This window comes from Streptosporangium sp. NPDC006013, from assembly GCF_040614275.1.
Classification (GTDB): Bacteria; Actinomycetota; Actinomycetes; order Streptosporangiales; family Streptosporangiaceae; genus Streptosporangium.
Genome location: NZ_JBEXUE010000058.1, coordinates 1 through 17,022, shown reverse-complemented (window position 1 = coordinate 17,022; position 17,022 = coordinate 1). Strand labels below are relative to the sequence as shown.

Genomic DNA, 17,022 nt, shown 5'->3' with positions numbered 1-17,022 from the left:
TCGACGACCCGGCGGTGGCGGTCCGACCTCTGACCGGACTCGATTCCCCGGCGGGCGATGCGGGGGGGCTGAGCATGCCGTCAGCGAAGCTGCAGCCGGTTGCGCAGGAAACGACGCTCGGCGTCGGTGGGGGCGAGGTCGAGCGCCGCGCGGTAGCTGTCGGTCGCCTCCTGCGTGCGGCCGGCGCGTCGCAGCAGGTCGGCGCGGGTGGCGTGCAACAGGTAGTAGTCGTTGAGCTGTCCGGTCTCGATGATCGCGTCGACCAGTGGTAGCGCCGCCTCGGGACCGTTGGCCATGCCGATCGCTACGGCACGGTTCAGATCCACGATCGGGCTTGGTGCGATGCGCGCGAGCTGTGTGTACAGCCCGACGATCTGTGGCCAGTCCGTCTGGGCCGCGACCGGCGCGGTCGCGTGGCACGCCGCGATGGCCGCCTGGAGCTGGAACGGCCCGGCGCGGCGCCGGCGTAGTGCCTGTTCGCAGATCGTGGCACCCTCCGCGATTTGCGCCTGATCCCACAGCGAGCGGTCCTGCTCGGCCAGGGTGACCAGCTCGCCGGCCGCGTCCACGCGCGCCGGCCGCCGGGCATCGTGCAGCAACATCAGCGCGAGCATGCCATGAGCTTCGGGCTCGTCGGGCATCAACACCGTCACCACCCGCGCGAGACGGATGGCTTCCCGGCACAGCCGGGCCTTCCGGGGGTCTCCGTATCCTTCGTTGAACAGCAGATAGAGCACGTGGAGTACGGCGGGAAGGCGGTCTGGTAACAGGTGCGCGGGCGGCACCCGAAACGGGATGCCCGCGTGCGCGACCTTCTGTTTCGCTCGAAAGAGGCGCTGACCCATGGTGCGTTCCGGCACCAGGAACGCACGCGCGATCTCGACGGTGCTCATGCCGGCCAGGCTCCGCAGGGTCAGCGCCACCTGGGCGTCGAGACTCAGCGACGGATGGCAGCAGGTGAACATGAGCTCCAGGCGCTCGTCGGGGATCTCGCTGTCGCTCAGGTAGGGCGACGGCTCCAGGTCCATCGCGGCCACCTCCCGTAGCTTCGCCGCCTCGGTCGACGCGCGACGCATCCGGTCGATCGCGCGGTGGCGTGCCGTGGTGGTCAGCCACGCCAGTGGCTGGTCCGGTACGCCTGATTCCGGCCACCTTTGGAGTGCCTTCGCGAACGCGTCCTGCGTACACTCTTCGGCCAGGTCCCAGTCGCCGCCGGTGAACCGGATCATGGTGGCCACGATCCGGCTCCACCCGTCGGCGTAGATCCCGGCGATCCGGTCCTCCACCTGACCTGTCACCGGCGTCGTCCGTCTTGGCGGCTGGTGCTCCGTTCCTCAACGGAGGTTGCGAACGCGCTGCAGGGAAACCGAGGCCGTCGGGCCTGCCTTCCTGACGCCAGGGCCGGGGGGATCTGTACTTCCGGTAAGGAACGTCGCACTAGTCCTCGTCGTCCGGCCAGAACGGACGCAGCTCGATCATCCCGGCCCACGCCATCGGGTGCTTGGACGCGACGTCGACGGCCTCGTCGAGGTCGGCGCACTCGAGGATGTCAAAGCCGGCTATCTGGTCCTTGGTCTCCGCGTACGGGCCGTCGGTCAGCAGCACCTCACCGTTGCGGACGCGAACCGTGGTCGCGTCGCTCGCCGGCCGGGTGCGGTTGCCCATCAGCCGGATCCCCTTGCCGTCCATCTCCTTGACCCAGTCCTCCACATCCGGGGCGCCGTCGTCCTGGCCGGGCGAGTAGCTCGGGTCGGTGCACACCAGCATCAGGTACTTCATCGGGCTGCTCCTGTCGCGGAATCGGTGGTGGTCATGGATGACGAACAGGAAGGGCCCGCTACTACAGGTTCACATCAAGATTTTTTACGCAGCCGGGCAGTCGGAACAGCCGCAATCGAACGGCTCGGGTCGGAGAGAGCCAACGAACGCCTCGGTTCTGGGCCGACTCATGTTCTCTCCGTTTCGTACTCGGACGAGGCTAGTGGTCAGGCGGGATGCGGTAAACGGACACGTGGGAACGCGACTCGGCGGTGAAGTCGGCCCCGGCCCAGTCCGCGTGCCTGGCCTCCAGCTCGAACCCGGCCAGCTGAGCCATGAGGTCGAGCTCGGCCGGCCAGATGTAGCGGTGCGGGCTGCGGAACAGCTGAGCCTGCCTGCTCTCATCGAACCTGAAGTGGTGCGACACGACGTGCTGGCGCAGAACGTCGTAGGTGTCCAAGCCGATGTAGCCGGGCTCGGAATGCCACACCGTGGCCTGCTGACCCGGTGGGAGCTTGCGCAGCTCAGGCACCCAGAGCTCGATCACGAAGCGGCCGCCGGGTATGAGGTGGCGGGCGGCATTGCGGAAGCACGCGACCTGCTCGGCTTGGGTGAGCAGGTTCGAAATCGTGTTGTAGACGAGGTAGACGAGCGTGTATTCGCCTGGGGCGACGGCGGTCGCCATGTCGCCGACGACTACTGGGATCGTCGCTTCGTCCACTTTCGTGCGCAGCTGGTCGATCATCGGAGATGACAGCTCGATGCCGGTGACGGGCACCCCTCGCTCGGTGAGCGGGACGGCCACCCGGCCGGTTCCGATGGCGAACTCGAGCGCCTGCCCGTCGCCTGCGAGTTCGGAGAGGCGGTCCACGGTCGGCCCCAGGACCTTGGGCGCGAACATGCCGGTGCCCGGCGTGTCATAACGCCGGGCGGTGTCGACGTCCCAGAGCCCCTCCTGTTGCATGCCTCCAACGATCGCCACGGGTATACGCATTGTCCAATGATTTTGTGACCCTACGGGCCGCGAACGTACGCGAGCCGCTGCGCGCTCGGATCCTGTCAAGGATCGGCCGGGACACGACGCCGGCCTCCGTTGGATCGCGGCGGGTTCACGCGGCCTTGCGGAGACCGGCGAACTGCAGGCCGGCGAAGCCGGCGACCACTACCGCCTGTACGATCACCAGCGCGGTGCCCAGGCCGGTCAGCGGGAACCAGCCGGCGATGAGCAGTTCCGCGCTCGCGGCCACCCAGGCGATGTTGACGGCCATCACGACGCCCACGGCGGCCTTGCTCACCGTCGGCCGCGAGGCGAGGAAGAGCAGGGCGGCCGCGAAAGCGACCAGGAACGCGCCGATCGGGTAGAGGAAGGCGGCGGGGAGGCCGAACATCTCGCCGAAGATCGCCGCGGCGACGACGTAGACGGCTCCGTTCGCGCCCGTTCCCACCGCGTCCTGCCTGAGGGCGAAGCGGAGCAGCTTGGCGTCGGTGGTCTTGACGGTGCCGGCGATGGTGGCCATTTCGAGGATCCCTTCGTGGTGCTGACGTGCGTGTGATCACGAAGTTACGCAGGTCCGCGCCACCCCGAATCAGTCATCGTGACGGTAGGTTCCTGACCGTGCTGTACGGGCGATCCAGTGAACAAGCGGACATAGAGCGGCTCCTGGCGGAGGCCAGGGCCGGCCAGAGCGGGACCCTTGTCATTCGGGGGCAGGCGGGGATCGGTAAGTCGGCGCTGCTGGGCTATGCCGCCACGCGAGCGGAAGGCATGCGAGTGCTGCGCGGTGTCGGCATCGAATCCGAGGCCGAGTTGCCCTTCGCCGCGCTTCATCTGCTTCTCCGCACCGGGCTCGACCGGATCCGCGCACTGCCCGATGCGCAGGCCGCCGCACTCAGCGGGGCCCTGGGCCTGGGCGACATCGCGCCGGAAAACCGGTTCCTGGTCGGGCTGGCCACGCTGAGTCTTCTCTCCGAACTCGCAGGGGATGGCGCGCTGCTCTGCCTCATCGACGACGCGCAGTGGTTCGACCGGGCATCCATCGACGCGCTGGTGTTCGCCGCCCGCCGCCTTGAGGCCGAAGGTGTCGTTATGATCTTCGCCGCCCGTGCGGGTTTCCACGCCGCGGGGCTGCCCGAGCTCCGGCTGGGTGGGTTGGACGGTGCGGCCGCCGCCGCCCTGCTCCCCGCCGACCTGCCACCGCAGGTGCGAGAACGCCTCATCGAGGAATCGGACGGCAACCCCCTGGCGCTTGTCGAGCTGCCTGCCGCGCTCACCGCGGAACAGCGGGCGGGACGATTGTCACCGGTGGGTGCGATGCCCGTCGCCGATCGAGTTCGGGAGGCGTTCCAAAAACAGATAGCCGCGCTTCCTGAGCCGGCGCGGGCCGCGTTGCTGATCGCGGCGGCGGACGGCTCCGGCGAGCTTGAGACGGTGGCGGCCGCGGGCGCCTCCCTGCAGGGCCTTGAGTCAGCCGAGCGGAGCCGCCTGATCGAGATAAGGGGGACGACCATCGGCTTCCGTCATCCCCTGATCAGGTCGGCCGCCTACCAGAGCGCGCCGGTCACTCGGCGCCTTGCCGTACATCGGGCCCTCGCCGACGCCCTCACCGGCTCGGCCGCCGTGGACGCGGCCGACCGGCGGGCATGGCACCTGGCCGCCGCCGTGCTCGGATCTGACGAGGGAGTCGCACGGGAGCTGGGGGAAGCGGCGGAACGGGCACGTACCCGCAGCGGCTACGCCGCGAGCGCGGCCGCCTACGAGCGAGCCGCCGAGCTCACCGCCGATCCGGTACGCCGATCCGGACGGCTGGCCGCCGCCTCGCTGGCGGCGAGTGACGCCGGGCTGATGGGCCGCGCCGCCGCGCTCGCCGACAGCGTCACGTCCGATGTGGACGACCCTGACGTGATCACCGCGCTGATCCAGGTGCGTGCCCATCGCGAATTCGAGCTGGGCACACCGCTCGCAGCGGGCCGGATCATCCTGGACGGCGTTCCCCGGGTGGCGGCTCGCTCTTCGGAGTGGGCCACCTGGCTGCTGGTGGAGACCGTCCGCTGCGCCTGGTTCGCCGGTGACGCGCGGCTGGCCGAGGAGGCGGCCGCGAGCCTCCGCGCGCTTCCCGAGACCGGCTCGCCACTGGTCAGCGGGGCGCTCGGGCTGACCCGCCTGCTGAGCGGTGACATCAAAGAGGGGACCAGGCTCATGGGCGAGGCGGTCGACGGACACGCGCTCGCCGGACTGGGGGTGCCCGGGCTGACCTTCACCGCCTCTCTGTGCCTTCCGCTGGGCCGTGCCGTCCACTACGAGGAGATCACCGGACAGATCTTGGCGGAGTGCCAGGAGAGCGGCATGATCGGCTGGCTCGCCTTCGCGTTCCAGGATCATGGCCTCGCACAGGGGTGGCTCTGCCGGTACGGCGAGGCCAGGGCGGCCCTGGACGCAGGGCTGCGACTGGCGGTGGACCTGGGCCATGAGCACCGGGTCAGTCACCTCATGTGCTCTCTCGGATGGGTGCTCGCCCACCAGGGGGATGTGGAGAGGTGCCGAGCGACCGCCGAGGAGGGCGTCGCGAGGGCCGACGGCCAAGGACAGGCCCTTGCCGCGGCCATCGGACGCTGGGCACTCGGCCTGCTCGAGCTCGGCCTGGGCCGCCCGGACGCCGCCCTCCGGCAGTTGGAGGCCATCTCGCTGACGGGCGTCGCCGTCCTCTCCGCCGCAGACCAGGTCGAGGCGGCCGTTCGTGCCGGTCGGCCGGAGCGGGCGAAGGAGCCACTCGCCCGATACCTGGCCTGGGCGCGGCACGTCCGTCAGCCGTCACCCGACGCGATCGCGCTGCGCTGCCGTGCCCTCGTCGAGGGGGACGAGGCGCACTTCGCGCATGCCGTGCGCCGCCATGAGGCAGCCGGTCAGCCGTACGAGCAGGCGAGGACGCGACTCGCCTACGGCGAGTGGCTACGACGGGCACGGCGGCGAGCGGATGCCCGGTCGCAACTGCGCGGCGCACTGGAGATCTTCGACCGGCTCGGCGCGGAGCCGTGGGCCGAGCGAGCCCGGGCGGAGCTGCGCGCGACCGGAGACGTTCCGGCGGCGCCGCGCAAGGCCGACGACCCGCTCAGCGTGCTCACCCCCAGGGAGCGCCAGATCGTACGGCTGGCGGCCAACGGCGCCTCCAACCGCGACATCGCCGCCCAGCTTTTCCTCAGCCCGCGGACCGTCGGCTATCACCTCTACAAGGCGTTCCCCAAGCTGGGGATCACCTCCCGATCCCAGCTGGCAGCCGTCGCCCGGTCCTCACGGGTACCCGACTGATCGTCCACCCGGATGTGCGGTCGAATTCTCTCTCCTACCGGCCTTGGATAGCGTCGAGGTCATGCGGCTTCATGTGGGATGCGCGATGTGGACTCTCAAGTCATGGCAGGGGCGTTTTCTGCCTCATCCGCTCCCGGTCGGGGAGCGCCTGCGGGCCTACGCGACCTGGTGCAACGCGGTGGAGGGCAACACGACGTTCTACGCGACACCGGCGCGAAGCACGGTGGAGTCGTGGGCGCGGCAGACCGGCCCGGACTTCCGCCTGGTGGTCAAGCTGCCCAAGTCGATCACGCACGAGGGTCGCCTTACCGGCGTCGAGGAGGAACTTCGATCGTTCCTGGAGGCGATCGAGCCACTCGGGCCTCGCGCTCACGCCCTCTGGATCCAACTGCCGGGATCATTTGCTCCGACCGACCTCGGCACCCTGGCGGGCTTTCTGCGCAGGCTTCCCCGCTCGTACAGATACGCCGTCGAGGTCCGCCACCGCGCGTTCTTCGACGACGAGCGATCCGAACGGCTTCTCGAAAGGGTTCTCGCCGGCGTTGGTGCCGAGTGGGTTCCCTTCGACACCGTCACCCTCTTCCAGAGCCCTCCGACCAGTGACGCCGAACGAGACGCGTGGACGAAGAAACCGCGTGTGCCGCGCCGGTCGATCGCGCTCACCGACCGTCCGATCGTGCGCTACCTCGGCCGGGACGCCACGGAGCGCACGATCGAGGGCTGGCGGCAGTGGATCGACACGGTCACCGATTGGCTACGTGAGGGCCGCTCGCCGACCGTGTTCATCCATACCCCCGACAACGCCGATGCGCCGATGCTCGCCCGTCGTTTTCACGACGACGTACGGGCCCGGCTGCCCGAGGTCGAGCCGCTGCCCGAGCCCATGCCGGCCGAGCCGCTGACCCTCTTCTGACCGCGCAGGTTCAGCGTGGTCAGAAGCTGCCCACGGCTCCGAGCGCATTGCGCATCTGGCAGCCGTTCCCGAAGGTCTGAGAGGACATGGTGAACCGGCTCTTCCACACGCCGACCGCCGACACCGTCACCGGATCATAGATCAGCGGGCAGACCAGCCCCGCCGCGGGCTTGAACTTACGCACGTCGCCACTCGCGGGCTCCAGAGCCGTGCACGCCTCCCGTGTTCTCGGGTGCGTCCCTCCGCCGACCGGTGAACACTGCAACACCACCGCCCGAGTCGACGGCAGGACGGTCGACCCCTGAGTGAGCGTCAGCACCAGCGCCCGGGCTGACAACTCGTCTCCCGACAGACTGGACGCACCCGGCCTGGGGTCACCGAGTGAATCAGCGCCGGCCGGTGACGCACTGAGCGTGGCCATCGCAGCGAGGAACGCCGAACCGAGGACCATCCATTTGGTAAGCCGCTCCATCCAGATCATCTCCCAGCTCACGTGGTGTTCGACGCTCTCAGCGTGACCAGCGGTGACGAGAAGACCAAGTACCGACCCTCCAGGTGCGGGTCAAGATTCCGCGAGGGTAAAGCCGGGTGGCGCATCCGGAGCCGGGGCCGAACCGGCCGCGGTGGTGATCAGGCGATCTCGGACCGGACCGTCGGTGCGGCGGAGGGCTCGTCCTGGGGGGCGGTGTCCGGCCTGGGCTGCCGCAGCACGATGAGCGCGACGATGAAGGCGGCCACGAGCAGAGCGGCGGCGGTGCCGAAGGCCAGCTGGTAGCCGCCGGTCAGCGCGGCCGCCTGGCTCTCGCCGGCGGCCAGCAGTTCCTCGGTACGCGAGGCGGCCAGCGTGGACAGTACCGCGACGCCGGTGGCCATGCCGACCTGCTGGGTGGTGTTGAACAGCCCGGACGCCAGGCCCGCGTCGCCGGCCCCGGCACCGGACATGCCGAGCGTGGCCAGCGCGGGGAGCACCAACCCGCCACCCGCGATGAGCAGCATCACCGGGAGCAGGTCGGTGACGTAGTTCGCGTCGACCGGGACGCGGGTGAGCCAGCCCATCGCGCCGAACAGGAGCGCCAGGCCCGCCAGCAGGACGGCGCGCTCGCCGAAGCGGGTGTTGAGCCGGGCGGAGACGAACAGGGACACGCCGCCGATGGCCACCGCCGCGGGGAGCATCGCCAGGCCGGTGTCGAGCGCGCCGTAGCCGAGGACCTTCTGCATGTAGAGCGCGACGAGGATCTGGAAGGCGAACATGGCGGACAACGCCAGCATCTGGGCCAGGTTGGCGCCGGAGACGTTGCGCGAGCGGAAGACCCGCAGCGGCATGAGCGGGGTCCTCGCGGTCGCCTGACGGATGAGGAACGCGGCCAGCAGGGCGAGCGATACCGCGCCGAACCCGAGAGTGTGCGTCGCGAGCCAGCCATACTGCTCGATCTTGACCACGGTGTAGATGCCCAGCATCAGCCCGCCGGTGACCAGCACGGCGCCGAGGACGTCGGCCCCGGCGGCGAGTCCCGCCCCCCGCTCGCCCGGCAGTGCCCTGATCGCCAGCGCGATCGTGGCCAGTCCGATGGGCAGGTTGATGAAGAAGATCCAGTGCCAGCTGAGCGCGTCGGTGAGAACCCCGCCCAGAACCTGGCCGATCGAGGCTCCGGCGGCACCGGTGAAGCTGAAGACGCCGATCGCCTTCGCGCGCTCCCCGGCCTCGGTGAACAGCGTCACCAGGATGCCCAGCACGACCGCGGAGGCCATGGCGCTGCCGACACCCTGCAGGAAGCGGGCGGCGATCAGCATGCCGGGCCCGGCGGCCACTCCGGCCAGCAGTGACGCGACGGTGAAGACCGCGTTGCCCGCCAGGAACATGGTCTTACGGCCGATGAGGTCGCCCAGCCGGCCGGCCAGCAGGAGCAGCCCGCCGAAGGCGATGAGGTACGCGTTGACGGTCCAGCTGAGCTCGGCGGGTGAGAAGCCCAGATCCCGCTGGATGGCCGGCATCGCCACGGTCACGATGCTGCCGTCCAGGATCGTCATCAGCGCCGCGGCGGACAGCACGGCGAGTGCCGACCAGCGTGATCGGGCTGGTTGGAGCGAAGGCAGGGTTTGCGGCATGGGTCATCTCCTGTCCGGAAGGGAACAGGAGTGACCGTAGCAGATAGTTTTGTTGTAGACGATCCCTTGTGGAACTACTTTGCCCGCTGTCGTGCCCGCCGGACCGCCTGCGGCGCCTCGACCGGGACGGCCAGATGGCCGGTCACCAGGCGATTCATGGCCCGTATCAGCACCTCGCGCTCGTCGGTGGGCAGCGATCCCAGTGCCGCCCGGTGCACCCCGTCGACGATCTCCTGGCTCTGCCGTGCGGCCTCGGCGCCCTTCTCGGTGACCGAGATGATCCGGGCCCGCCGGTCCGTGCTGGACGGGCGGCGCTCGGCGAGCCCCGCCTTCTCCAGGGCGTCCACCGTGACCACCATCGTGGTCTTGTCCATGTCGCCGATCTCGGCGAGCTGGATCTGGGTGCGCTCCTCCTCCAGGGCGTGCACCAGCACGCAGTGCATCCGCGCCGTCAGCCCGATCTCGGCGAGTGCCGCCGCCATCCGGGTTCTCAGCACGTGGCCGGCATGGTCCAGCAGGAACGACAGATCGGGCTCGGTGCGGGCGGGTGCCATGGCGGTCATGTCCCCAGCATAGCGATTAGTCCCGTTCTGGATTATCTGCAAAGGTCGTTGACGGCCGCCAGGCGATCGCTGTGCCTGACGGAAAAGTTCGCTTTCGATAGTCAGCGAGAGAATGTCCGCACGGTAATTAATACATTTCCTGCGACGATGACTCACATGAGCGACATGGTTCTTGGCCTTGCCGATCTCCGCCGGGCATGTGCTCTACTGCTCGACGCGGTGGAGAGGCAATACGGCGAACACATTGAGTTGGCATCACTCGCGGTGGACCACTACTGGGACCCGCCTCTTGCGGCGGCTTTCGACATGTCGAATGACCCGGCCACGGAGATCAGGGTCGGTCGGCTGCCTACCGCGCCTCGTGAGCGGCCGATGGCCGCTCGGCCATTCCGCGAGGCATCAGCAGGAACACCTTGGGAGACAGGCGGTCCATATTCCCGCCCCTGCCGAACACCAGGCCGGCGGCGAAATCCACGAACTGCTTGGCCTCGCTGTCCGGCAGCTTGGTGAGGTCCATCACCACGGGGGTGCCGGTACGAAAGAAATGCCCCACGTAGAGGGCCTCGTTGTAGTCCCGGGGACACAGTGTTTTAATCACCGCATCAGTCTCCACCGCCCACGGTGACCGTCAAGTCCTCTTCCGAATCGGTGGTCACGCGTCGCGGCGAAGATTCCGGTCATCCACGCGGGGCGTACATGATGACCAGCACGCCGAGCAGGCAGACGGCGGCCCCGATGATGTCCCAGCGGTCGGGCTGGAACCTGTCCACCACCATGCCCCAGACCAGCGAGCCCGCGACGAACACGCCTCCGTAGGCGGCGAGGATGCGGCCGAAGTTGGCATCGGGCTGGAAGGTGGCCACCAGTCCGTACAGGCCCAGGGCGACGAATCCGGCCCCGATCCAGAGCAGCCCGCGCTGTTCTCTGACACCCTGCCAGACCAGCCAGGCCCCGCCGATCTCGGCGAGTGCGGCGACCACGAACAACAGGAGGGAGCGGGCGACAGTCACGGCTGTGACTTTAGGGGATCGTCCGGCGGCCACCGCCTGGATCAGTGTCCCGCGGATCATCCGAAGGTCGGCGATCCGCTGTTCCACCTCGGCGGGCTCGGCCGTCGCCCGTGCTCCGCCGCGAGCGGCCCACACCCCGAAGGTGAGCTCTACCCGGGGTCCGTGCCGGACGTCGCGTCCTGCGCGGGGTGGCGGGCGGCGTGCCGTCTGGCGCGGTAGGCGCTGGCCTTGGCCCGGTTCTGGCAGGACAGGTCGCAGAATCTGCGCGAGCCGTTGCGGGTGGTGTCGAAGAAGACCAGGTCGCACCCGTCGGCCTGGCAGGCGCCGAGCCGGGTGGCCTGGCCGACGCCGATGACCATGGCCAGCGCCGTGCCCATGTCGGCCGCCCAGGCGTCCACGAGGGGCGCGTCGGGCCGGTGGAAGGCCAGCCGGTGGGGCTGACCCGGATCGACGCGCAGGCTGGGGACGGCGGCGTGCCGTACCAGCAGATCGTTGAGTGCGGCCGCGACCTCGGTGATGGTCTCGCCCGCGCCGAACGCCGGCCGTAGCCGGGCGGCGATCCCGGCCAGCCGATCCGCCTCCGCGACGGTGAGGGCACGCGGAGCCCGGTCGGTCACGACGCCCTCCTCGTTGATCGCGGCCAGTCGCTCGGTGCTCGAGGCCGGTGGCGTGACCTCGCGGCCGTGCGCCGAGGTGACGGTGAGGCGGTTGACCAGAAGAGCGGCCAACTCGATCCTGCTACCGACGTAACTGTCTATTTGAGGTTGACGAGTGATGCGCCAAGGATCTACTGTCACTGTCATATTCTACATAGATAGTGATGAACGGGGCTTATGATGTCGGAGTTCTCCAAGCTGGCACGGCAGATGTGGCACCAGATCGAGCCGGTGCACGCGTCGCTCTATTTCTCCCCCGAGGCTTTCGACGAGGCGGCGCGGCTCGGCTACGACATCGAGTCGCGCTGGCCGAGCTACTTCGCCTGGCGTACGGCGCCGCTCGGTGCCGCCGGGCCGAAGCTGGCCGCGCCGGAGGCCTCGGCGGCGCTGGCCAAGGAGTCGGGCTTCTTCTCCGCGCGTACCGACGTGACCGTGCCCGGCACCTCTCCGGTCGTGCAGGAGTTCGCCAAGTCGCTGGAGTACGCCTTCCCGGGCGACACCCACCCGATGGCCCGCCAGGTGATGGCGTTGATCGCGCCGGAGATCCAGGCGGCCCTGCTCGGCCAGAAGGACGCCAAGACGGCCCTGGAGGACGCGGCCAAGGAGGCCAATGCGCTGCTGGCCAACGGCGGCTGATGCGGTTCGCCCCCTTCGCGGCGGGGGCCGTTACGTGCGAAAGGCGAGAACCTGATGCGACAGCGCTTGCGGGACCCCATGGCGGGCCTGCTGTTCGTCCTCCCCATGCTGGTGCTCTTCCTGGTCTTCAGGTTCGTGCCCATCCTGGGTGCGGGGGGCATGAGCCTGACCGACCTGAATCTCGGCGGGGAGTGGAACTTCGTCGGCGTCGACAACTACGCCCGGTTGCTCGACGACCCGAAGTTCTGGGACAGCCTGCGGATCACGCTGGTCTATGTCGCGATCTACGTGCCCCTGACCGTCCTCGTCGCGCTCGGCACCGCGCTGCTGCTCAACGCGGTCGTCTTCATGCGCGGCCTGTTCCGGGGCATGCTCTTCCTGCCGTACGTCACCAGCTTCGTGCTGGCGGGTGTGATCTGGCGGTGGATCTACGAGTTCGACGGGATGATCAACGGGCTGCTGGGCAAGTTCGACCTCGGGCCCGTCGGCTTCCTTGAGGAGGCCGCCCTCGTGCTGCCCGCGCTGGCGGTGGTGTCGGTGTGGAAGGGCTTCGGCTACTCCATGCTGATCCTGCTCGCCGGTCTCAAGTCGATCCCGGCCTCCTACCTGGAGGCGGCGACGGTCGACGGGGCCGGGCCGTGGCAGCGGTTCCGCCGGATCACGCTGCCACTGCTCAAGCCCACCCTGTTCTTCGTCGTCGTCATCGAGACCATCGGCGCCTTCCAGACGTTCGACACCATCTACGTGATGACCGGCGGCGGGCCCGCCAGGGCGAGCTACACGCTCATCTACGGCCTGTACGACCAGGGCTTCAAATTCTCCAACCTCGGCTACGCGGCCACGATCGGCATCGTGCTCTTCGCGCTGGTGCTCGTCGTGTCGCTGGTCCAGCGCCGCCTGCTCGATCGGGGAAACGCATGACGCTCACCGCCACCCGGCCCGCCACCGCGGTCGTGAAGCCTCCGGTCAAGGCACGGCGCGGGCCCTTCCGATGGCCGCTGTGGGTGCTGCTCGCGCTCGTGTCGGTGATCACGGTCAGCCCGTTCTTCGTGATGTTCGTGGTGGCGCTGTCGCCGCCGGGCGAGCCCACCCTGCCCGTCCAGTGGCCGGAGTCGCTGTCCCTGGACACCATCGTGGACCTGCTGTCGTCCTCCGGGTTCGCCGGCTGGACGGTCAACACGGTGATCTACGCGCTGGTGTCCGTGGTGATCACCCTGCTGACCGCGTCGATGGCCGGGTACGCCTTCGCCAAGAAGCGCTTCCCCGGGCGCGACACGATGATGTGGGCGTTCCTCGCGACGCTCATGGTGCCGTCCCAGGCGACGCTGATCCCGATGTTCGTGCTCATCTCCAACCTCGGCGGGGTGGACACGTTCTGGGGACTGATCGTGCCGACGCTGGCCAACTCGCAGGCGGTCTTCCTCATGCGGCAGTTCATCCGCGACCTGCCCGACGAGCTGTTCGAGGCGGCCAAGGTCGACGGGGCCTCCGAGTGGCGCGTCTACTGGCAGATCGTGATCCCGCTGATCAGGCCGATCCTGGCCACGCTCGGGGTGTTCGTGTTCCTGTGGCACTGGAACGACTTCCTGTGGCCGCTCGTCATGGCGCAGTCGGACGAGATGCGCACGCTCACTGTGGGGCTGGCGTCGATGCGCACGGAGGGGTCGTCGCTGGCCGTGCTGATGGCCTCCGCCGCGCTGTCGGTGCTGCCATGCCTGCTGGTGTTCGCGCTCCTGCAGCGGTACCTGGTCAACAGCATCACGATGACCGGACTCAAATAAAGTCTTTTAGATGGATATATCGTCACAGGCCGCGCGGCTGCGGGAGCAGCTGCGCGGCACGCTGCTCGCGGCGGCGGCCACCCCCATGACGGCCTCGGGCGAGGTGGACCTCGACCTGGTGACGGCCTATTTCCACGACCTGCTCGCCGACGGTGCCGACGGGCTCGCGGTGCTCGCCCACACCGGCCGCGGACCCTTCCTGCCCCCGCCGGTGCGGTCCGCCGTGATCGAGTGCGCGGTCTCCCTGGGAGTGCCGGTGCTGGTCGGCGTCGGCGGCGCCCCTGATGAGACACAGACGGGCGGAGTCACGGTCACGTTGAGCACGGCGCGACCGGACAGCTCGGCAGCTCCCCGGGACGCGCCCCCGGGTTCGGTGGAGCGGGTCGTCGAGGAAGCGCGAGTCGCCGCCGGGCTCGGGGCCGCCGGCGTGCTGGTGTTCCCCTCCGCCACCGACCGGCTCGCCCTGCACGATGCCGTCTGGCGGGGCGCGGGGCTGCCCATGATCGCCTTCGATCTCTACACGCTGCCCTGCCCGCCCGCCGTACTGAAGGAGATCGTCCGCCACCCCGGGGTGGCGGGGCTGAAGACGGCGCTGCTGTCGGACGCGATGGGATGTCAGGAGGCGATACGGATCACCCATGAGGCGGGACGGCTGGCGATCACCGGGGAGGACCGGATGTTCGGCCCGTCGCTGCTGTGGGGCGCCGAGGCGGCGCTGGTCGGCCTCGCGGCCGCGCGGGTGGGCGTCACTCGCGACGTGATGCGCGCCTTCGCCGGGAACGACCTGCGGGAGTTCGAGCGGGCGTCTGCGCGGCTCGACCGGCTGGCCGCCGCGACGTTCACCGCGCCGATGGAGGGTTACGTCCAGCGCATGCTGTGGCTGGCCGCCGCTGAGGGGCGCATTCCGCGCTCGCACGCCTTCGACCTGTACGGCCCGGCGCTGGAGGAGGACGGGCAGTCTCTGGAGAAGGCCGTCCTCGCCGAGGTCTGACCCACCCCGCGCCCCGGGCCGGTCAGCCGATCGGGAGGCGGAAGAGGGCGGCGGCGTTGCGCCAGGCCAGGCGGTCGGCCGCGTCGCCGGTCAGTCCCGCCGCCGCCACGGAGCCGAAGGCGGAGGCCGGGTCGATGAGCGTGGAGTCGGTGCCGAACAGCAGCTGTTCCGGGTCCACCGCGGCGGCGACCTCCGCGATGCGCCCGGCGGGGAAGTGCGACCAGCACGGCTCCAGGTAGAGGCGGTCGCAGGCGCGGGCGGCCTCGATGGCGTGCCGGTAGCCGTCCGCGCCCATGTGCCCGGCGATCACGCGCAGGCCCGGGGTGTCGAGACAGACCTGGGCCAGGTCGAGCACGGAGGCGCCCCAGGTGTGCACCAGCGCCGGGACGTCCGCCGCCGCCACCAGAGCCAGCGCGTCGCGCAGCTGCGGGGAGGTGACGGGGGAACCGGTGTAGTCGGTGTGGATCTTCACGCCGACGAACCGGCCGGTGGGCAGGTAGGTGTTCAGGTCGCGCTCGGCCTCGGCCAGGCGGCGCGGGTTGACGGTTACGTAGCCGTACAGGCGGGCGGGGCCGGGCACGGAGTCCAGGTAGGCGGCCAGGGCGCGGTTACCCGCAGGGGCGTCGTAGATGACGGCCTCGGTGCCCGACACGATGGCCAGGTCGATCCCGTAGCGGTCCATGGCTCGGATCGTCAGCGCTGAGACGTCCATGGTGAAGAACCACGGACCCCAGTGCGCGTGGACATCTATGATCATGAGGGTTCCCCGAGGAGCAGGCGGCGGGCGTTGCCTCCGGCGACGAGCGCGACCTCGTCGGGCTTCAGGTCGCCGGTGGCCAGGCGGAGCAGGGGAACGAGCGGCTCGTAGTAGGGCGTGCGGGAGCCGAACAGCAGGCGGTCCGCCCCGATCTCGCCGGCGACGGTCTCCAGCGCGTCAGGGGAGTTGAGCAGCCGGGTCGAGGTGTGGAAGCCCGGCTCGCCGGCGGCCGCCACGAGGAAGTCGCCCAGGTGGTAGAAGTGCGTGTCGAGGAAGACGACCCGCAGGCCGAGACCGGTGAACGGCTGCCAGAACCGGCGCACGTCGCCTCCGGTCAGCACGGTCAGGCCGAGCGCGGCGGCCCGTGCGGCGACGTGCCGCACCGAGGGGAAGCCCGCCTCGACGCCTTGCTCGTCGGGGAAGAGCCGGACCGCCCGTACCCCCAGGGCGGCCAGCCGCTCCATCTCGCGCACCGCGCCCAGGGGGTCGCGCAGGTCGAGGGCCCCGACGGGCACGACCGCCGCGCCGCCTGCGGCCGGTGGCTCGCCGTGGGCGGAGGACTCCGCGGCCGGGAGTGCGGTGCCGCCGGCCGCCGAGGCGAGGGTTTCGTCGTTGCCCGACGCCATGTCGAAGAGCGCGGCCCGCAGGCTGGCCACCGCGCCCGCGGTGATGTCGTGGCGGGCCAGGATATGCGGGGCGGGCTCCTGCGGGAGGTCGCGGTCGGGGTAGGCGCCGCCGAGCACGTCGGCGTCGAGCGTCACCACCAGGTCGCCGATCAGGCGCCGGGTGTCGAAGGGTGTCATCCGGGCATCCTTCCGTTCGTATACCGGTCATGACCATAATCTTCGAGCCCGATGACTGCAAGGGCGGGAGCGTTGACGGTTTCCGGTTGAATGGGCGGTGCGGGCGAGGATGTTGACGACTCCTGCTCACCTGATTACGGTCTGGACCAATATGGCACATAAGTGAACTCTCGCAAGGAGTTGTCCCATGCCTCTCAGCCGATCGCTGCGAGCCGTCCTCGTCACCGTCGCCGCGCTACCCGCCCTGCTCGTCCCCTCGATCGCCGCCGCCGCGCAGGGGCCGCCCGCCGTACAGGGGCCCGCCGTACAGAGCTCGCAGATTCAGAAGGCGCGGTGCGAGGGGACCGGGGTGCAGAGGTTCGGCCTCGCGTCCGTGACCGGCGCCATCGTCGGCGCCGTCACCCACGAGGGGCGCGGATACGTCGTCACACGCGGCCTGAAGCCGCCCGTGCTCGCCGAGATCGACCTCGCCACCCGCAAGACGCTCCGCTCGGTGCGGCTGCCCGACGCGCCCGCCGCCGGTGAGGCCGAGGGAGCTTGGGCCATGGCGGTCGCGGGCGGCAAGATCTATGCCGGCACCTACCCGGTGCCGGACCTGTACAGGTTCGATCCCGCGACGGGCGAGGTCGAGCACCTGGCCTCCTTCGGAGGCAGCGGCGGGTACATCTGGAGCCTGGCCGCCTCACCCGACGGGAAGATCTATGCCGGGACCTATCCCGACGGCAGGGTCCGCGAGTACGACCCG

General features: G+C 69.7%; 18 protein-coding genes and 1 pseudogene. 7 read left to right on the top strand and 12 right to left on the bottom strand.

Going from position 1 to position 17,022, the window contains the following annotated elements; genetic code table 11:
* Nucleotides 1-80: 80 nt before the first annotated feature.
* The 4 genes from ABZ260_RS12065 to ABZ260_RS12050 form a co-directional block, all read right to left on the bottom strand.
* The gene (locus ABZ260_RS12065; RefSeq protein ID WP_355615966.1) at nucleotides 81-1,286 is read right to left on the bottom strand and encodes an RNA polymerase sigma factor; all 1,206 of its coding nucleotides are present in this window, start codon (nucleotides 1,284-1,286) and stop codon (nucleotides 81-83) included.
* A 151-nt stretch (nucleotides 1,287-1,437) separates the two neighbouring features.
* Nucleotides 1,438-1,779 carry a YciI family protein gene (locus tag ABZ260_RS12060; RefSeq protein WP_355615964.1) on the bottom strand — a complete coding sequence of 114 codons (342 nt, stop codon included), beginning with the start codon at nucleotides 1,777-1,779 and terminating at the stop codon, nucleotides 1,438-1,440.
* Nucleotides 1,780-1,978: 199 nt separating this feature from the next.
* Nucleotides 1,979-2,740 (bottom strand): class I SAM-dependent methyltransferase, encoded by a 762-nt coding sequence (locus ABZ260_RS12055; protein ID WP_355615962.1) that lies wholly within the window; start codon nucleotides 2,738-2,740, stop codon nucleotides 1,979-1,981.
* A gap of 127 nt (nucleotides 2,741-2,867) precedes the next feature.
* The gene (locus ABZ260_RS12050) at nucleotides 2,868-3,275 is read right to left on the bottom strand and encodes a hypothetical protein (protein WP_355615960.1); all 408 of its coding nucleotides are present in this window, start codon (nucleotides 3,273-3,275) and stop codon (nucleotides 2,868-2,870) included.
* A 98-nt stretch (nucleotides 3,276-3,373) separates the two neighbouring features.
* Between ABZ260_RS12050 and ABZ260_RS12045 the strand changes: the two genes are divergently transcribed.
* Both ABZ260_RS12045 and ABZ260_RS12040 read left to right on the top strand, forming a co-directional pair.
* Nucleotides 3,374-6,061: an AAA family ATPase gene (locus ABZ260_RS12045; RefSeq protein WP_355615958.1), complete on the top strand. Its 2,688-nt coding sequence runs from the start codon at nucleotides 3,374-3,376 to the stop codon at nucleotides 6,059-6,061.
* Nucleotides 6,062-6,122: 61 nt separating this feature from the next.
* Nucleotides 6,123-6,974: a DUF72 domain-containing protein gene (locus tag ABZ260_RS12040; RefSeq protein WP_355615957.1), complete on the top strand. Its 852-nt coding sequence runs from the start codon at nucleotides 6,123-6,125 to the stop codon at nucleotides 6,972-6,974.
* Between the two features lie 19 nt (nucleotides 6,975-6,993).
* Here the strand turns inward: ABZ260_RS12040 and ABZ260_RS12035 are convergent, their stop codons facing one another.
* The 6 genes from ABZ260_RS12035 to ABZ260_RS12010 form a co-directional block, all read right to left on the bottom strand.
* Nucleotides 6,994-7,467, bottom strand: a complete 474-nt coding sequence (locus tag ABZ260_RS12035; RefSeq protein WP_355615956.1) for an SSI family serine proteinase inhibitor — start codon at nucleotides 7,465-7,467, stop codon at nucleotides 6,994-6,996.
* Between the two features lie 137 nt (nucleotides 7,468-7,604).
* Nucleotides 7,605-9,080, bottom strand: coding sequence for an MFS transporter (locus tag ABZ260_RS12030; RefSeq protein WP_355615954.1), 1,476 nt, complete (start codon nucleotides 9,078-9,080; stop codon nucleotides 7,605-7,607).
* A 74-nt stretch (nucleotides 9,081-9,154) separates the two neighbouring features.
* Nucleotides 9,155-9,643 carry a MarR family transcriptional regulator gene (locus ABZ260_RS12025; RefSeq protein WP_355615952.1) on the bottom strand — a complete coding sequence of 163 codons (489 nt, stop codon included), beginning with the start codon at nucleotides 9,641-9,643 and terminating at the stop codon, nucleotides 9,155-9,157.
* Between the two features lie 349 nt (nucleotides 9,644-9,992).
* A complete protein-coding gene (locus ABZ260_RS12020; protein ID WP_350913916.1) occupies nucleotides 9,993-10,241 on the bottom strand; it encodes a cell division protein SepF in 249 nt (82 codons plus the stop codon).
* A gap of 79 nt (nucleotides 10,242-10,320) precedes the next feature.
* Nucleotides 10,321-10,653 (bottom strand): YnfA family protein, encoded by a 333-nt coding sequence (locus ABZ260_RS12015; RefSeq protein ID WP_355615949.1) that lies wholly within the window; start codon nucleotides 10,651-10,653, stop codon nucleotides 10,321-10,323.
* Between the two features lie 149 nt (nucleotides 10,654-10,802).
* Nucleotides 10,803-11,381, bottom strand: coding sequence for a CGNR zinc finger domain-containing protein (locus ABZ260_RS12010; RefSeq protein ID WP_355615947.1), 579 nt, complete (start codon nucleotides 11,379-11,381; stop codon nucleotides 10,803-10,805).
* A gap of 105 nt (nucleotides 11,382-11,486) precedes the next feature.
* Here ABZ260_RS12010 and ABZ260_RS12005 point away from each other — a divergent pair, with 105 nt between their 5' ends.
* The 4 genes from ABZ260_RS12005 to ABZ260_RS11990 are packed head-to-tail and all read left to right on the top strand — an operon-like array spanning nucleotide 11,487 to nucleotide 14,717.
* Entirely contained in the window at nucleotides 11,487-11,945 is a 459-nt protein-coding gene (locus ABZ260_RS12005; RefSeq protein ID WP_355615945.1) for a hypothetical protein, read from the top strand.
* 54 nt (nucleotides 11,946-11,999) lie between these two features.
* The gene (locus tag ABZ260_RS12000; RefSeq protein ID WP_355615943.1) at nucleotides 12,000-12,866 is read left to right on the top strand and encodes a sugar ABC transporter permease; all 867 of its coding nucleotides are present in this window, start codon (nucleotides 12,000-12,002) and stop codon (nucleotides 12,864-12,866) included.
* Nucleotides 12,863-13,726, top strand: a complete 864-nt coding sequence (locus ABZ260_RS11995; RefSeq protein WP_355615941.1) for a carbohydrate ABC transporter permease — start codon at nucleotides 12,863-12,865, stop codon at nucleotides 13,724-13,726. The genes ABZ260_RS12000 and ABZ260_RS11995 overlap by 4 nt, the downstream gene beginning before the upstream one ends.
* A gap of 10 nt (nucleotides 13,727-13,736) precedes the next feature.
* Nucleotides 13,737-14,717 carry a dihydrodipicolinate synthase family protein gene (locus ABZ260_RS11990; protein ID WP_355615939.1) on the top strand — a complete coding sequence of 327 codons (981 nt, stop codon included), beginning with the start codon at nucleotides 13,737-13,739 and terminating at the stop codon, nucleotides 14,715-14,717.
* A gap of 22 nt (nucleotides 14,718-14,739) precedes the next feature.
* On the opposite strand, the gene ABZ260_RS11985 is transcribed toward ABZ260_RS11990, so the two are convergent.
* Together ABZ260_RS11985 and ABZ260_RS11980 are read right to left on the bottom strand one after the other, a co-directional pair.
* The gene (locus ABZ260_RS11985) at nucleotides 14,740-15,474 is read right to left on the bottom strand and encodes an amidohydrolase family protein (protein ID WP_355615937.1); all 735 of its coding nucleotides are present in this window, start codon (nucleotides 15,472-15,474) and stop codon (nucleotides 14,740-14,742) included.
* On the bottom strand, nucleotides 15,471-16,277 hold the full coding sequence (locus ABZ260_RS11980; protein WP_355615935.1) for a hypothetical protein: 807 nt from the start codon (nucleotides 16,275-16,277) through the stop codon (nucleotides 15,471-15,473). Before ABZ260_RS11980 ends, ABZ260_RS11985 begins: the two co-directional genes overlap by 4 nt.
* 187 nt (nucleotides 16,278-16,464) lie before the next feature.
* Between ABZ260_RS11980 and ABZ260_RS11975 the strand changes: the two are divergent.
* Nucleotides 16,465-17,022 (top strand): annotated as a pseudogene (locus tag ABZ260_RS11975) (hypothetical protein); the annotation flags it as partial.

Coding starts and splice junctions, on each gene's coding strand:
- ABZ260_RS12030 (WP_355615954.1), bottom strand. CDS start 9,080: ATGCCGCAAACCCTGCCTTCGCTCCAACCAGCCCGATCACGCTGGTCG.
- ABZ260_RS12050 (WP_355615960.1), bottom strand. CDS start 3,275: ATGGCCACCATCGCCGGCACCGTCAAGACCACCGACGCCAAGCTGCTC.
- ABZ260_RS12000 (WP_355615943.1), top strand. CDS start 12,000: ATGCGACAGCGCTTGCGGGACCCCATGGCGGGCCTGCTGTTCGTCCTC.
- ABZ260_RS12040 (WP_355615957.1), top strand. CDS start 6,123: ATGCGGCTTCATGTGGGATGCGCGATGTGGACTCTCAAGTCATGGCAG.
- ABZ260_RS12060 (WP_355615964.1), bottom strand. CDS start 1,779: ATGAAGTACCTGATGCTGGTGTGCACCGACCCGAGCTACTCGCCCGGC.
- ABZ260_RS12005 (WP_355615945.1), top strand. CDS start 11,487: ATGATGTCGGAGTTCTCCAAGCTGGCACGGCAGATGTGGCACCAGATC.
- ABZ260_RS11980 (WP_355615935.1), bottom strand. CDS start 16,277: ATGACACCCTTCGACACCCGGCGCCTGATCGGCGACCTGGTGGTGACG.
- ABZ260_RS11985 (WP_355615937.1), bottom strand. CDS start 15,474: ATGATCATAGATGTCCACGCGCACTGGGGTCCGTGGTTCTTCACCATG.
- ABZ260_RS12025 (WP_355615952.1), bottom strand. CDS start 9,643: ATGACCGCCATGGCACCCGCCCGCACCGAGCCCGATCTGTCGTTCCTG.
- ABZ260_RS11995 (WP_355615941.1), top strand. CDS start 12,863: ATGACGCTCACCGCCACCCGGCCCGCCACCGCGGTCGTGAAGCCTCCG.
- ABZ260_RS11990 (WP_355615939.1), top strand. CDS start 13,737: ATGGATATATCGTCACAGGCCGCGCGGCTGCGGGAGCAGCTGCGCGGC.